The organism is Streptococcus nakanonensis, assembly GCF_059738785.1.
In genome coordinates this window covers 743,914-759,699 of record NZ_AP027139.1, presented here as the reverse complement: position 1 = coordinate 759,699, position 15,786 = coordinate 743,914, and the positions used below count along the sequence as shown (strand labels likewise).

Below are 15,786 nucleotides of genomic sequence, written 5' to 3'. Positions count from 1 at the left end.
TTCCTTATTTTATCAATTTTTACCCTATTTAGCAACTAGTTTCTGGAAAGATTTTTTAAAAATAATACTCTTCGAAAATCTCTTCAAACCACGTCAACGTCGCCTTGCCGTAGATATATGTAACTGACTTCGTCAGTCTTATCTACAACCTCAAAACGGTGTTTTGAGCTGACTTCGTCAGTCTTATCTACAACCTCAAAACGGTGTTTTGAGCTGACTTCGTCAGTCTTATCTACAACCTCAAAACGGTGTTTTGAGCTGACTTCGTCAGTCTTATCTGCAACCTCAAAACGGTGTTTTGAGCTGACTTCGTCAGTCTTATCTGCAACCTCAAAACGGTGTTTTGAGCTGACTTCGTCAGTCTTATCTGCAACCTCAAAACGGTGTTTTGAGCTGACTTCGTCAGTCTTATCTGCAACCTCAAAACGGTGTTTTGAGCTGACTTCGTCAGTCTTATCTGCAACCTCAAAACGGCTATCTTGGGCTAGGTAAGACAGAGAAATATCTTTTTTCTTATTGATTTCTCCGCTAGTTGGCTCCTCTTCTCCAACTAAAATCTTCAAAAGAGTAGACTTACCTGCACCATTTTTCCCAACAAGGGCAATCCGATCTCGCTCATCAACCTGCAGGTTGATATTATCAAAAAGAACCTCTCCTGCAAAAGAACGTTCAATTTTATTAGCTTGTAAAATAATCATACAAGTAGTATAGCATGTTTCCCTAAGGCATTCAAGACAATCGTCTTAACCCAAATATCCTAGAAAAACCGGCTCTGCTTATTCTTGGTATTAAAAAGTATTTGGATTATAAACTCTACTTATTTTTTTGCAAGATAGCTAGCTAAACATTTTCGCTCGTTTACAAGAGTGACTCAAACTCAGAGACAGTCATACCCAACTGCTGACTGGCTATCTCCGAAGTCAGAAGACCTTGACGAACCATGTCTAGGAAGGCAAAGAGTTTTCCACGTTCAAGTCCCTGTTCAATGCCCTCAGCTCGCCCACGTTCAAGACCACGCTCCAGTCCTTGTTCAACCCCCTCAGCCCTAGCGGTTTCCAAAGCATAGTCCTGTGCTAACAAGGCTTGTTCTTCTCGCATACGTAGTTGACTAAACATTTTCCTGTCCTCCTCGGACCAGCTCTTATAGTCCAGCAGTTGGTCTGCTTGGCTGATGGCTCGCTCGGGTTGTTGGGTAAAGGGCTTATTCCCAAAAAACTCTAACCATGGTTTGCGAATCCTATCTTTGCTGGTTTCTCTGTATTTTTTAATTCTTATTTATGTCTTTCAATAATTCTTCAAACTCAGCGACAGTCATTCCTAACTGCTGGCTGGCAAATTCAGAAGTTAAAACATGTTGACGAACCATGTCTAAGAAGGCAAAAAGTTTTCCACGTTCAAGACCACATTCCAACCCCTGTTCAATACCTTCTGCCCTAGCTTGTTCCAAAGCATAGTCCTGTGCTAACAAGGCTTGTTCTTCGCGCATACGTAGTTGACTAAACATTTTCCTGTCCTCCTCAGACCAGCTTTTGTAGTCCAGTAGTTGATCTGCCTGGCTGATGGCTCGCTCGGGTTCCTGGGTAAAGGGTTTATTCCCGAAAAACTCCAACCACGGCTTGCGAACCTCGTCTTTGCTGGTTTCTCTGTATTTTTAGGTCTTATTTATTACGGTCTTTCAATAGTGACTCAAACTCAGCAACTGACATACCTAATTGCTCACTCGCAAATTCGGAAGTTAAAACATGTTGATGTACTAAATCAAGAAAGGTAGATATTTTCCCACGCTCTAAACCTTTTTCTTCAGCTTGTTCCAAGGCATAGTCCTGTGCTAATAATGCTTGTTCTTCACGCATACGTAGTTGACTAAACATCTTCCTGTCCTCCTCGGACCAGCTCTTATAGTCCAGCAGTTGGTCTGCTTGACTGATAGCTCGCTCGGGTTGCTGGGTAAAGGGTTTGTTCCCGAAAAACTCCAACCACGGCTTGCGAACCTCGTCTTTGCTGGTTTTTCTGTATTTTTTTAATTCCAAGAACGCCATCTTGACTAGATGGTTTTCTTGTCCATTGTTTGTAATGGTTAAAACCTCACCTGTCATATCCTCGCGCATGCTGAAACTGTGGAAAGCTAGATCATCTTGGAAATAATTACTATCCACAATAGCTATTGCGTATACTGGTGCGATGTGTTTATAGCTCTGGTGTGTATCACCTTCACGTTGGCGAATTTTTTCAAGATTTTGATTGACCTGACTACACAGATAAGCCCACAGGCGATTGATGAAAAAATTCTGATGATGGACTTGAATCTCAATGATAACTTGGGTTCCATTATCTAGTTCCGCCAAAACATCTATACTGGTGTAGAAATCCTGCGCTGAGTAAGGCATGGAAGGCAAGACGTGAATGTTGCTTCCCTCCAAAATGGTCACATTTTTTGCTGGCAAGTCCAACATATCGCGAATAAATTGACAAGTGATTTCTGGATTGCTAAAGATTTTCTTAGCAACCAAGTCATTGGTTGGGCTAATGCCCGGATGACGTACAGTCATGTTTGCTCTCCTTTCATTATAGCACATTTTTTAATCTAATTTACTAGATTTGATGCTTCTATCTATTTATTCGGAAAAAGAGTAGAAAAAATAAAAGAAATCTCAAACTTTATAGCAAAATGAAATAAACTCTGAACAAATAGGATAGTAAAGTCGAATCAATTTCTAGCAATGTTTTATAAGTTATAATGTTCTATTCTGAATTTAAGATAACATATAATTTAAAGAGACTGGACCAAAACTCAACTTCCGGAGAAAATGAAGTAAATCTTCCCACAATAAAACGCATAGTCTCAAGTTTTTCAATACCTGATACTATGCGTTTTTCTGATTTGAGAGGCTTTTTTCTCAGCCTCTTCTTAATCTTAGCTTTTCTCAACCTGCTACAGTTGATAAAGAGCTTTATTTTTCATCTTCTTTTTTCTTGAAGAATCCTAGTCCTAGACCTGCTAACAAGGTCATGATACCAGCGCTAGCCAAGGTAGCATTCGCTTCTGTACCTGTGTTTGGCAATTCTGCTTTATCAGATGTTTTCGTAGATGTTACACTATCTACTGTCTTTTCTGATGTAGCTGTAGCCACTGCTTCACCTTTTTGTTCTGAAACTTTAGATGGTGCTGGGCTTGGAGTTTGGTCTTTTGGAGCAGGAGTTTGAGCTTGCTTGGTTCTAAACACATGAACTGTCAAGTTATCTCCCTCACGGTGACTCTCAACAAATTCATAGCCTGGAACTTCACCTGCTTCTTGCTTGTCAACTGATGGAACTTTCAAGTCTTTTCCGTTTTCATCGCGCCATACTGTACGAACCGCTGGAGTTTCAGCTTTGTTTGGTTTTTCTGGCGTTGAAGTTGATGGCGAACTTGATGGAGTCATTGGATGACTAGTTGAGCTTTCTGGTAAAATTGGAGTTCCATTCGCTACTTTCTCAAATGTATGCGTTAAAATACCTTCTTCTAAGCGACTAGATAACCACTTGTAGCCTGCAATTTCGCCAGCAAGTTCTTTCTTACCAACTACTGGTTTCTTAAGCTCAGTTCCTGCTGTATCTACCCATAGCGTTACTGGATGCTCTGGGTTTGCTGCTTCGATTGATAAAGCAGCGTATACAAACGGAGTATAATCACTCGTTTTATGCTTGGCTCGAGCTTGGACTTTTTGTTTATTGACAACTGATTCTCGTGGAATGGTTACAGTACCTGTTTTCTTGTCTAATGTAACATTTTCAGGTTGTTTGTCTAAAGTCCATTCGCCACTAGGTTGCTTGGTAAGAGTTAGAACTTCATTACCAGAGCCATCACTCTTAGGATAGATAATTTTGACTGTATCCGCATCTTTCTTAGGTGCTTTGACTTCAATACTTGATTTATTCGCTTCTTCCACAATAGCGATAGTCGGCGGAGCTACCTTAAGATTTGGTTGGTCTTCAGGCTCAGATGGTTGACCTGGTTGAGCTGGTGCTTCCTCAGGAGCGGTTGGTTGGTCTGGTTGACTTGGAGTTCCTTCTTTTGGTCCTCTCTTAACCATTCTTTTTACCATTTCTTTGGTAGTTTGAGTTGTAGTCGTTTCAGTAATATCACCTGTTTTTCCATCTACAGTATAAGTAGTCGTTGTTGTTTTTTCACCTGGTTGACCTGGTGTTACTTCTTTTTCTTTTCCTGGTTCAAGAGTTGGGTCATCTTCATACTCTGTGACAACTGGGATTTCTTCTGTTACTACTTTATCCTTCGCTGGGACTTTGACGACAGTTTCTGTTGGTTCTACCACAACTGGGTCGCCCACTTTTTCTGTAACCTTACCTGTTTTTGGATCTACTTCATAGGTTGTAGTCGTTGTAGATGTACCTGGTTTCCCTGGGATTTCTTGGTTTGGTTGTCCTTTTTCGCGCTCTGGATCTTTTTCGTATCTCTTAGGAGATGGGACAGGAGTTACATCTACTTTTGGTTTTGTTCCAACTGTTATAATTTCTTCTGTTGGTTGTTCTGTATCCGTTGTTGGCTTGTTTTCTGTCACAGTTCCTGTGTTTGGATCCATTGTGTAGGTTGTAGTTGTTGTTTCTTTCCCTTTTACACCCGCTTGTGTAGTTTCTCGGTAATCTTTATCTTTTGTATTATCTTCTACATAACGTGTTGTATATGGAATTGGAGTTTCTTCAACTTTTGGTTTCACTCCAACACGAACAACTTTTTGAACCATTTCTGTTTTTTGAACAGTTGGTTGATTTTCAGTAGTTGTTCCATCTTGTTCATTTAGAGTATAAGTTGTCCTTGTTACAATTTTTCCTTCTGAACCTGGATTGACAATAACCGTTTGTCCATAGTCTAGGTCTGGGTCTTGGATATACTTAGTCGTAATGTCAATAATCTCTGTTTTTTCTACAGGTTTGATACCAACTTTCACTACTTTTTGCTCCATTGGTTTATCGTCTTCTGTTACAACAGGAGTATGTGTCTCACCAGTTTTTGGATTCACACTATAAGTCGTAGTTTTTGTATGAACCCCTTTTGAACCTGGAGTTACCACTTCTTTCTCATCACGAGTTTTAGTTTCATCAGGAATATAACGAGTTGTGATTTCAGTCTCAACCACTTCTTTCTCAACATTCCCGACTTCTATAACTGTTGGAGTTGGATCTTCTTCACCATCACCACCTGGAACTTCTTCAACTTTATCCGTGTTAGGAATCCACTTATAGGTGATTTCTTGGATTCTTTTTCCTGGAGTTCCTTGAGTTTTCGTTTTCTTTTCATCTTTCTTCAAGTCTGGATTCGCTTCATAGGTAATCGGTGATGGAATAGGTGTCTCTACTTCTTTTGGTTTGGTACCAACGCGAACCACTCTAGGCTTCATGACCGTCGTTGTCTTTTCTGTAGTCCGAGGATTGCTTAAACTTCCATCCATCTCAGACACATCATAAACAGTCGTAGTTTCCTTTTCTCCCGGAGCACCCTCAACATCGACAACTGTCTTACCACCTTCCAAGGTAGGATCTTCTTTATAAGTGACCGTCATTGGAATTTCTGATGTAGTTACTTGTTTATTCCCAACTTTGATAATGGTATCTACCTTGTCTACACGCTCTGTAATCGTTTCGTGTGGTGTCACCTGACCTGTATGCTCATCTAAATCATAGGTTGTCTTTTTGGTAACTGAACCATCACGACCATCAACAGATGTTACTTTGGTATTGTAAGGAGTATCAGGATCTCCTACATAACGAGTTGTTTTAGGAGTTGTTTCTACTTCTTCCTTTGGCTTTGTTCCGACTTCGTAAACATCGTCTTTTTTATCTATATGATCCCCTTTGTTTACATGGATTCTATATTCAGACGATAATACTACTGAGCCGTCTTCCTTAACTACGTTTTCATCAGCATTCTCATCAACCGTAATAGGTTTACGAGCAACAACTATAGTGTCTTGCTCATCAATTTGCCCATCACCAGCTGCATAATTTCCATCTGGTTTGTATTCCCACACGCCCGGTTTATTCGACTCATCACCAGTTAACCCTGAGTCAACCACATGAGGATATTTAGGATTTTTGTATTTCTCATCAATATCACCATCGCCATCTTTATCATACAATTCCGTAAACAATTTTGACATTGGATGGTCAAAAGAATAGGAACTAGTTTCATCTTTAGGTAAAATAAAACTTCGCCCGTTATAACCTGGGTCTATGAGTTTTGGTGTCTGATTGTCACTTTCATCATTTCTAATGTATTTCTTACCTTTTGGAATAATAACTTCATAACCAGAATCCGAACTCGAAAGATCTTCAATTTTATTAGCTCCGGGAACCGAGTCATTACCTGAAGCATAAACTGTAACACTTGGTGCCATGATTGCAACACCACCTAGGGTAATGACAGTAGCCACTACACAGGAACCGAAAACTTTTCCAATTTTGCGTAGAGCGTATTTTTTATTCTTAGTTGATTGTCTTGACATATTTTCCTCAATTTTACTTTTATTTTAGTTTCTAGGTTGTTGACTCCGAGCCAAAAGCCAGATAACTCATCCAACTTTTGGCAGGAAGCAACGTTTTTATATTATTCGGATTCATCTTCTTTTTTCTTGAAGAATCCTAGTCCCAAACCAGCTAACAAGGTCAACAATCCTGCCCCAGCTAAGCCAGCATTAGCTTCTGTACCTGTGTTTGGCAACTCCTCTCTCTTACCCGTCTCATAAGTCGGAGCTTCTGGATCTGGACTCACTGGAGTTTCAGATCTTGGAGTATCTGGTTCTGGAGTTGGCTCTGGTATTGGAGTCTCTTGATTTGGTAGTTCTGGGCTTGGTGTCGGAGCACTTGGATGCTCTGGATTTGGTTGTGGTCTCGGCTCCTCAGGTCTATCTGGAATTGGTTCGTTAGGAAGAACTGGCGGTATCTTTTCAAATCTATGAATCGTAATACCATCCTCCGTTACAGTTGTAATATATCTGTATCCTGGAATATTTCCAGCTTCATGAGTACCTGGTTGATCTGGTTTAAGTGGATTACCATCTTTATCAAACCAGACTGTAATTTTATATTCTGGCTTATCTACAGATGGAGAACCTGCAAAGAAAATATGTGTGACTTTATTTCCTTCCAAACGACTTTCCAACCAAACATGATTTGCAATTCGACCTTTTTCATGTAAACCATTTTCAGTTGGTCTTAAGACATTTCCATTTACGTCAATCCATTCTGTTGTTCCTTCAAATTTAGGTACATCAAGAATATTCGGCATAACACTAACAATCTTACTTTGTTTGTATTTATGTTTTGTTTGCGTATCTACCCATGTCTTCGGTTGAACTTGTTCACTTGGAATATAAACACGACCATTCGTCGGATTGATAGTCACTCCAACTGGAGATTTTTCAATTTTCCACGTACCATCTTTATCTTTCTTCGTAACGATAGTTTCTTTTTCAGTACTGTTTCGTTTTGTAAATGTAATAGATAAAGTATCGGCATCTTTATTTGGCACGTCAACTTCTACAGTATTACCGCTTGGACGTTCGACAATTCTCGGTGTCGGTGGAATAACATAGATTTGACGTAACTTCACAACAAAGACTTGAGACGGATCTTTTCCTTCTTCATCTTTTACGTTATCAAATGTTGCTCCATCTTTCAGTGGATTGTCTACTAACTCGTAGTCACCATTATTAACTGGGTCACCTGTTAGTTTCTTCAATGTATCATTAAAGTTTTCTGTTGGGATTTTCTCTCCAGTTTTACCTGTCAGCGACATCCTTGAAGCAACAAGCTCCGTTTCTTTTCCGTCTTCGCCTATGACAACAAATTTGACAATAGCTCTTTGTCCATCTGGTGTATACTTGATTGGTGTATCCATCTTAGGATCATTTGGCGTTTCTGGAACTGGTGGCACCTTATATCCTTTTTCTGGATGTTCTGGATCTATAGGTACTAATGGAGTTCCGTTTGGTGTCTTAGGTGTATAGCCTGGAACGTATGGAATCACTGGCACTTTCGGTACTGGTTGACCTGGTTGTGGCGGAGTGGTTGGATAATCTGGAGTTTTAGGCTTAGTTGGATCATCTGGATCATTTGGATACGGAATTGGTGTTGGTTCTTCTTTTCCTGGTACTTTTGGCACCCATGAACCGATTTTTCTGTATACCACTTTTTCCACGAATGATTCACTATCTCCTGTCACTTCACGAGATTCTACCTTGACTTTATCCGCTAGATAGCCTTCTAACACTGGAGTCTTCACTTCTCCTAGTATTTGTTTTTCACTCCATTTTCCATTGCTAATCCGACCTGTAGCCAAGTTTATACTGATGTCACGACTAAAGTTTACAGTCTGAGTATTGGTTGGTTGTGCATTCTCAACTTCTACTTCTGCGCCATTTTGTTCTTCAATTTTAACGTATTTAATCGTTCTTGTAACTGCTTTTGTCTCTGTATCAAAACTTATCCGTTCTCTAACGAGGAGATCATATACCTGTGTTGGGTCTCCATTTTCTGGATCTTTTTGGTTATCAAAAACTTTACCTTTCAATAAGTCCTTGTTATCAACAGTGTATCCACGTTTTTCCAACTCTTTGATTTTATCTTCTAAAGATTTAGTTGGGATAGCTTGATCCGTTTTACCATCATTGATACCTACAGTATCGTTTTCTAATGGTATCTTCACTCCATCTTTCACATTGTACACTTTGACCAATGCTCGTTGCGAATCAGGGACATAGCTAATTTCTTTATCTGTTCCTGGTTCTGTCGGTATTGATGGCGGAATATAACCTTTTGTTGGGTCTCCTGAAACTTTTGGTTGTAATGGAGTTTCCCCAATTTTCGGTGTGTATCCTGGTACATACGGAATTACTGGGACGTTTGGTGTATTTGGATCTGTTGGATCACCTGGTTTAGTTGGATCAGTAGGATGATTCGGATATGGTAGTGGTGTTGGTGGTTCTTGACCTGGGACTTTCGGAATCCACGAACCTAATTTCGTATAAACTACCTTAAGTTCTTGATTTGCAGAGTCTGCTTTTAGATGTTCACTTGCTACTACACTTGCTCCACTTGCCTCTACTAAACCACCTTGTGTATCTTGGTTGGCCTTTAAGACATAACCTTTAACCATCGGAGATAGTACCGCATCAAATGTAGTGTCATTATCTACAGCCATCCATTCTCCATAAGTAATGGTTTTGGTCACGACATTGATGAACGCTGTTCTAGTAAAGGTTACTTTATCTGTCACTGCATCTGTCGTTTCTTGACCATTAGCTGTATAGGTGACCTTAGCTCCCTCTTCGTCCACATACGTAATTGTACGTGTCACTTCCTTCTTAGTATCCAACTGTTTCACTAAGTCCTCTGTCCATCGTGGGATGGTTGGATCATTTGGTTTGTCTGGATCAACTGGGGTCGTTGGATCAATTGGCGTTCCAGGTTCGATTGGCTTATCTGGCGTTGGCGGTGTTACTGGCACCACTTTTTCATGAACTTTCAGTGTAAAGACTTGCGTTGGGTCTCCATCATCTGGATCCTTAACATTATCAAATTTTTGATTATCTAATAAGTCTTTATTTTCTACGACATAGCCACGTTTTTCCAAGTCTGCAATCTTCTTGTTAACGTCATCTTTCGGAATATCTGCATCTGTTGAGCCGTTACCAATAGCTACCGTATCATTTGGTAATGGTATTTCTTTTCCTTCTTTAACGTTTACGACTTTAACGACAGCTCTTTGTGGATCAGCAAGATAGCTTATCTCCGTATTTGTATTAGGTTCTGTCGGTACTGCTGGTGGAATATAGCCTTTTGTTGGGTCTCCTGGTACTTTTGGTTCCAACGGTGTTTCCCCAATTTTCGGTGTATATCCTGGGATATACGGAATCACCGGAACATTTGGATCGGTTGGATTACCTGGTTTGGTTGGATCGGTTGGGTGGTTAGGGTATGGTTTTGGATCCGTATCGGTTCCTTCTGGTGGCACTACACCTTTTGGTATTTTCGGAATCCACGCGCCTAATTTGGTATAAATAACTTTTTCTACTAAATTATTTGAAGTTTCAGAAACTGTTACACTAGCTACGGATAGCTTATCTGCTACATATCCATCTAGTTTTTCTGTTGTTACTTCTGCTAAGTTGTTGTCCGTACTTGTCCAGTCTGTATACTCTACAACTGTTCTAGTTGCTACGTTTACTTTTACAGTACGTTTAAAGTGTGCTGTTTGAGTTACAGTTGGTTTAGCGTTTGGAATTTCTTCTCCATTTGGAGTGTCTTTCTTAACATAAGTAATGGTACGTGTAACATTCTTCTTCAAATCCAGTTTTTTGATTAAATCATCTGTCCATCTTGGAATACTTGGATCATTAGGATCATCTGGAGTATCTGGGTCAATTGGTGTGTTTGGTGTTGGTGGTTCTGTTACTTCTACCACTTTTTCATGTACTTTTAGCGTGAATACTTGGGAAGGGTCTTTCCCTTCTTCGTCTTTTTGCTTATCAAAGCTTGACTTGGTAATCTCAGCGATTACCTCATCCTTATTATCCACAACAAAGCCACGTTTTTCCAAGTCCGCAATCTTGGCAAGCACTTTTTCTGTTGAAATCTTTTCTGCAGTCCTACCTTCAAGATTGACATCTTCTGCTGGTAAGCGCACTTCCACTCCAGTTGTGGTATTGACGACTTTGACCAATGCCTTTTGTGGATCTGGTTCATAGGTGACAGCTGTGTTAGACTTAGGATCGCTTGGTTTTGGCGGTGTATATCCTTGACTTGGATCTCCTGGTACTTTTGGTTGTAATGGAGTTTCCCCAATTTTCGGTGTATATCCTGGCACATACGGAATGACTCCCGGTGTCGGATCACCCGGTTTGGTTGGATCAGTAGGATGATTTGGATAAGGGATTGGGTCAATTGGAGTTTCTCCTGCTGGGAGATTTGGTACCCAAGTCCCAATCTTAGTATAAACCACTTCTTCTTGAATATCTTCCGTTGTAGCTGTTACTTCACGTTCTCCAACTTCCGCTCTATCTGCTATATAGCCTGATAGGACTGGCGATGCGACTTTATTTAAGGTTTGTGCTTCACTCCATTTACCATAGGTTGTTTCCCCTGTAACAAGGTTGAACTTGACTTCACGGTTAAATGTCGCTCTATCCGTCACTGTCTCATGTGCTTCAGATGGAACTTCTACACCATCTACAAGGTCTTTTTTCACGTATTTGATCGTACGTGTTACAGTTTTACTGTCAGTGTCTATGCTGATCGGTTCTTTAACAACTAGCTTATAAGTCTGAGATGGTTCTCCCTTAGTAACATCATCTACTCTATCGTACTTGGTAGTTGCCATGATAGGATTGGTGCTCTCCACAGTATAACCACGTTGTTTCAAGGCTTTTATCTTGTTATCAACTTTAGTTTTATTCTCATTCCCAACTACTTGATCGGATACGCCACTAAATTCCAGCTTTTCTTTTGGCATTTCCACTTCTTTCCCTGTCGTGATATTGACAACTTTTATCAGGATTTTTTGTGGATTTGGCACATACTCTATCTCTTTATTCTTCTTAGGATCACTAGGTATTTCTGGCACCTTGTATCCCTTTTTAGGATCATTTGGATCCAATGGCTCTAATGGTTTTAAAGGATTGGTATCTGGATTTTCTGGTTGTGTTGGATCCGTCGGTACTTTTGGTGTATAGCCTGGTACATATGGAATAACTGGTGGTGGTGCTGGAGTTTCAGGTGTCCCTGGATCTCCTGGCCGAGGGTTTGGTGTCTCTCCTGGAGTCTCAGGTGTTTCTGGATAAGTTGGAGTTTTAGGTTTAGTTGGATCGTCTGGGTCATTCGGATATGGAATCGGTGTCGGTACTTCTTGATCCGGAACTTTTGGTACCCAAGACCCTATTTTAGTATATACAACTTTTCTTGTGATGTCCGTGACTGCCCCTGCCTTAGTAGGTTCTGTCGCTGTTTCCTCTGTCACCACTTTCGTATCTGCTAGGTAGCCTTTTAATAATGGCGTCTTGACTTCTGGAAAATTCTGATTGTCAGTAGTCCAGATTCCATATGTAACTGCTTTTGTAACTAGATTATAGGTGGCACTCCGTTTGAATAGAACTTTATCTACCTTATTTTCTACTCCACTTGGCTTCTCAGCTCCATCTGGACTTTCTTTCTTAACATAGGTGATGGTTCGTGTTACTTCTACCTTGAGATTAGACTCTTTTAGTCCTTCTTCTGGCCATTTTGGTCCATCTGGAATATTAGGGTCAATCGGGGTATCTGGAGTTGGCGGTTCTGTTACTTCTTTTGTACGCTCTTGTACTGTAATCGTATAAGACTGCGTTGGCTCTTGTCCGTCTAAATCCTCTTTGTCATCACCTTTTCTTGATTCAGCTGTTCCATTTGTAAAAGTATTACCGATGATTTCGTATCCTAACTTTTGTAGTTCTTTTACTTTGTTGTTTACAGATTCTGATGGGAATTCTTCGCCTACTTCTGTTTCAAGGTTGAGCTTATGTTCTGGTAATTCTGTCACGCTATTATCAGCAGATTGTTTCTTCACATGAACAACTGCTTTTGCTTTGGCTGGCTCCCCTTCTTCGTAGACAAAGGTTACAATCTTATCAGATGAAGTTACTTCACCTGTGATAGCTGCTGAGTTATTATATAGCCCATTATTTAGGGATCTTTTTAGGCGGTATTTTTTCTCACCTGTGTTAATCCCACGTAATTTCTTACTTGTTACATCGTAGCTTGACCCAATAAGGGCTTCTTTTTCTACGAAGTAGGTACCATTCTCAGATTTTTCTCCGACTTTTTTAGCGTCTGCTTCAGATAGTGGTATATCTTGTCCCTGTTCATCGACATAACGAACCTTTACATTACCAGAGATAGCTTTTCTAACTTCCGATGTTTTCTTACTTTCATCGATTTTTCCTTTGAGTTTTTTCCCTTCTTCTGGCGGAATTTTCTTCTCTTTCACCTGTTTATCAATGATCCGTTTGGCTACTTCTTTTGATGGCTCTACCGTATCTTGAATAACTGAGAAATCGGCTAGGATAGGTAGGTTATATTGAAGTCTTGGACTTTGCTTATTAACACCGACACGCTTTTTATTTTCCGCAAACACTTGTATTTTATAGGCTACGACATCTTTGTCCAATGGAATATCTCCTGTTGAGAAGTATCCACCTTTACCTAGTTTATCCTGATCACCATCAATTTCTTTTTCAATCTCTTTTGATAATTTCTCATCAGAAATTACATTATTACGTATAACGTTTCCTTTTTCAACAAAGTAGGCAGTGAATGCTTTAAGACCATCATCATTCTTCGAATCATGTTGCGCAGCAAGTTCATTAGTATGATATTTTGCATAGTTAGCATCTGTTATTTCACTACTATCAGGTTTTCTAGCTGCTTCCATGTGTGAGCCAAGGATTTTTGCTTCTTTACTTCCGTTTCTTGCTTCCAAGTAAGTGTAGGCGTTTGTGGATCCAAGGGCTGCTTTTAAGGCTGAGATCTCTTTGTTAAGTTCAGTTTTTTTATCGTCATCCGTAGTAGTCTTTAAAAGAGCTTCTTTTGCATCTAGGCTCTCTTTTAACTTAGCACGATGATTCCTCACTTTTTCTGGGTCTGTTTGGAGTTCTAATTGATCTGTATCTCCATGATAGATAATTTTTTTAGCAGTTGGCAATACAAAATCTAATAATTTATAGACACGATCTGAGTCTTTAGATTTATCTGTTTCGTTGCTAGTTACCCAGATTGGAGAGTTTTTTTTCACCTCCATATCCTTTATTTTGTTATTCAATTCATTACGGAATTCATTTGCATATCTAGAAAAACTTTCTTTAAAATTAGTCTCATTTTTGAAGTTTGTTTCATTCAATTTATCCTTATCTATCGGTAACTCAACTATCGCTTCTCCCTTTTCAGCGAGCTCTTTTTCAATAGCAGGTTTTACAGCATTCCTTTGTTGTGCATTTACTCTCGTAACTCCTGGATTTTCTTTCTTATATCGTTCCTCTGCAAGAATATTAACTTTTTTATCGTACTCAAGCTTCAATAATTTTTTAATTACTTTATTAAACCCACTTAAATCTACACCTTGGCTATAGCGTTCTTCATTCTCTACTACTCCGTCAATTCTGTTAATAGTATGGTCATAGATGGTCTCTTCCACTTCTTTTGAAGTATCATTCTTATCCTTTTTAATCGCTTTAACAACGATACGATAAGTCCCTTTTGACCCTTCATAGTCTGAGATATACCCTGTTACAAAGTCGATTTTCAAACGACTTCCATATTTGGTAGAGAAGGCAGTGAAGGTTTTTTCTATTCCATTGAATCCCTCAATATTTGGAGAATGTTGGAGAATATCTTCCTTCTCTTTTACAGGTAATTTATCAAGAGTATTCCCAGTTCTTTTTTCTGTCTTTATTTCAAACTTAGATTCATCTTGTGCTTTATCAGTTTTATTGGCGATAGTACGTCCTTTGGCAAGCATCAACATGTAATTAAAACGACGATCTAGGGCTTGCTCATGGACGTAGACTCGGTCCATGGCGTCAGAACCCAGCATCCCCCCTTGCTCTTTTTCTGTGCTTGAACCCTTTTTATAGTACCAACCAGTGAAATACCCTTGAGCATTTTTCTTACCGATGGCGAATGTTCCACCGTCTATGGCTTTCCAACCACCGAACTCGTTAATTTCACGAATTTCACCATCTTGTAGTTGTTTGCCGCTTTCATCCTTAGTAACATTACCATTTCCATCAAATCTAAGAGCATCACCAAGGGTATTCATATTTCTTAGATAAGAACGCTCGTTGTTTTGGAAGTCATCCGGCATATTTTGGATGATTTTGTACATGTACTCAACTGTAGCATTCTCACTAGGAGTATCAAATGTTAAGTTGGCATTCTTATCATCCGAACCCTCTTCTCCATCTTTAGGTACATGTACCCCCGGTTGGTCAGTTTTTACTGTCTCACCTTTACGATTGGCATCCAGTACAGGTGATTTTTCACCTGTTGGCTGGTTCTCTCCTGATTCAGTTCCTGTAGCTCCATTCGATGGATTACTTGCGTCCCCATCAGGTAATGCTCTTTTAGTCCGACGAGGTTTGGCAGCTTCTGGAGCTACTAGCGGATTTTCAGCTACGGGAGCATTGTAGGTGTTTGCTGCTGCATCTGTATTGCTGAGGTCAGGCTTGTTTCCTGCCTCTCCATTTCCAGACTGTTCTGGATCTGTCGGGTTTGCTGCCCTCTCAGTTTCCCTCGCTGATTCCACGCCCTCAGCATGAGCAATCCCAGCTCCCATCAAAAGATAGAGCGCCCCAATGACAACACTAGCTGCACCGACACTCACTTTCCGTATACTGTATTTTAATTGTTTTTCTGGATGATTCATTCTTACACTCCATATATATATATATATATTGTGCCCTATTACTTCCTATATACCTATTACTTCCTATATAATAGAATACAATTCATGAATATATTATACACCAGTCGGCTTGAAACTTCAAATTTTTTGAATGGAAAGACGACTCTTTTTACTAAGACCAAAGCTAGGTTAGAAGTCCATCATCAGTAAGCCAACACCAAAGATGAAGCCTCATCATCCTTGCCTTGTCGTGTGCATCTTATGGACTTACTTCCTCCTATCAGCAAGCTCAGCGCCGTGCTTTGAGACCTTTCCAGCTTGCTTTTAGATTTCCATTAACTTTTACACTTATTTCTTTAAAA

General features: G+C 39.8%; 4 protein-coding genes and 2 pseudogenes. All 6 read right to left on the bottom strand.

All coding sequences use genetic code 11. The annotated features are described in order from the left end of the window. Positions 1-83: 83 nt before the first annotated feature. The 6 genes and pseudogenes from AC6I9F_RS03915 to AC6I9F_RS03890 all read right to left on the bottom strand — a co-directional run bounded on the left by AC6I9F_RS03915 (position 84) and on the right by AC6I9F_RS03890 (position 15,445). Entirely contained in the window at positions 84-698 is a 615-nt protein-coding gene (locus AC6I9F_RS03915; protein ID WP_498022910.1) for an ATP-binding cassette domain-containing protein, read from the bottom strand. A gap of 160 nt (positions 699-858) precedes the next feature. Beyond that, positions 859-1,275 (bottom strand): annotated as a pseudogene (locus AC6I9F_RS03910) (flagellar assembly protein H domain protein); the annotation flags it as partial. Continuing rightward, positions 1,265-1,651 (bottom strand): annotated as a pseudogene (locus AC6I9F_RS03905) (Rpn family recombination-promoting nuclease/putative transposase); the annotation flags it as partial. The pseudogenes AC6I9F_RS03910 and AC6I9F_RS03905, both read right to left, overlap by 11 nt. Before the next feature lie 7 nt (positions 1,652-1,658). Further along, a complete protein-coding gene (locus AC6I9F_RS03900; RefSeq protein ID WP_164226896.1) occupies positions 1,659-2,549 on the bottom strand; it encodes an Rpn family recombination-promoting nuclease/putative transposase in 891 nt (296 codons plus the stop codon). A 402-nt stretch (positions 2,550-2,951) separates the two neighbouring features. Then, positions 2,952-6,500 (bottom strand): G5 domain-containing protein, encoded by a 3,549-nt coding sequence (locus AC6I9F_RS03895; protein ID WP_498022908.1) that lies wholly within the window; start codon positions 6,498-6,500, stop codon positions 2,952-2,954. 101 nt (positions 6,501-6,601) lie between these two features. Beyond that, on the bottom strand, positions 6,602-15,445 hold the full coding sequence (locus tag AC6I9F_RS03890) for a mucin-binding protein (protein WP_498022906.1): 8,844 nt from the start codon (positions 15,443-15,445) through the stop codon (positions 6,602-6,604). Positions 15,446-15,786 lie beyond the last annotated feature (341 nt).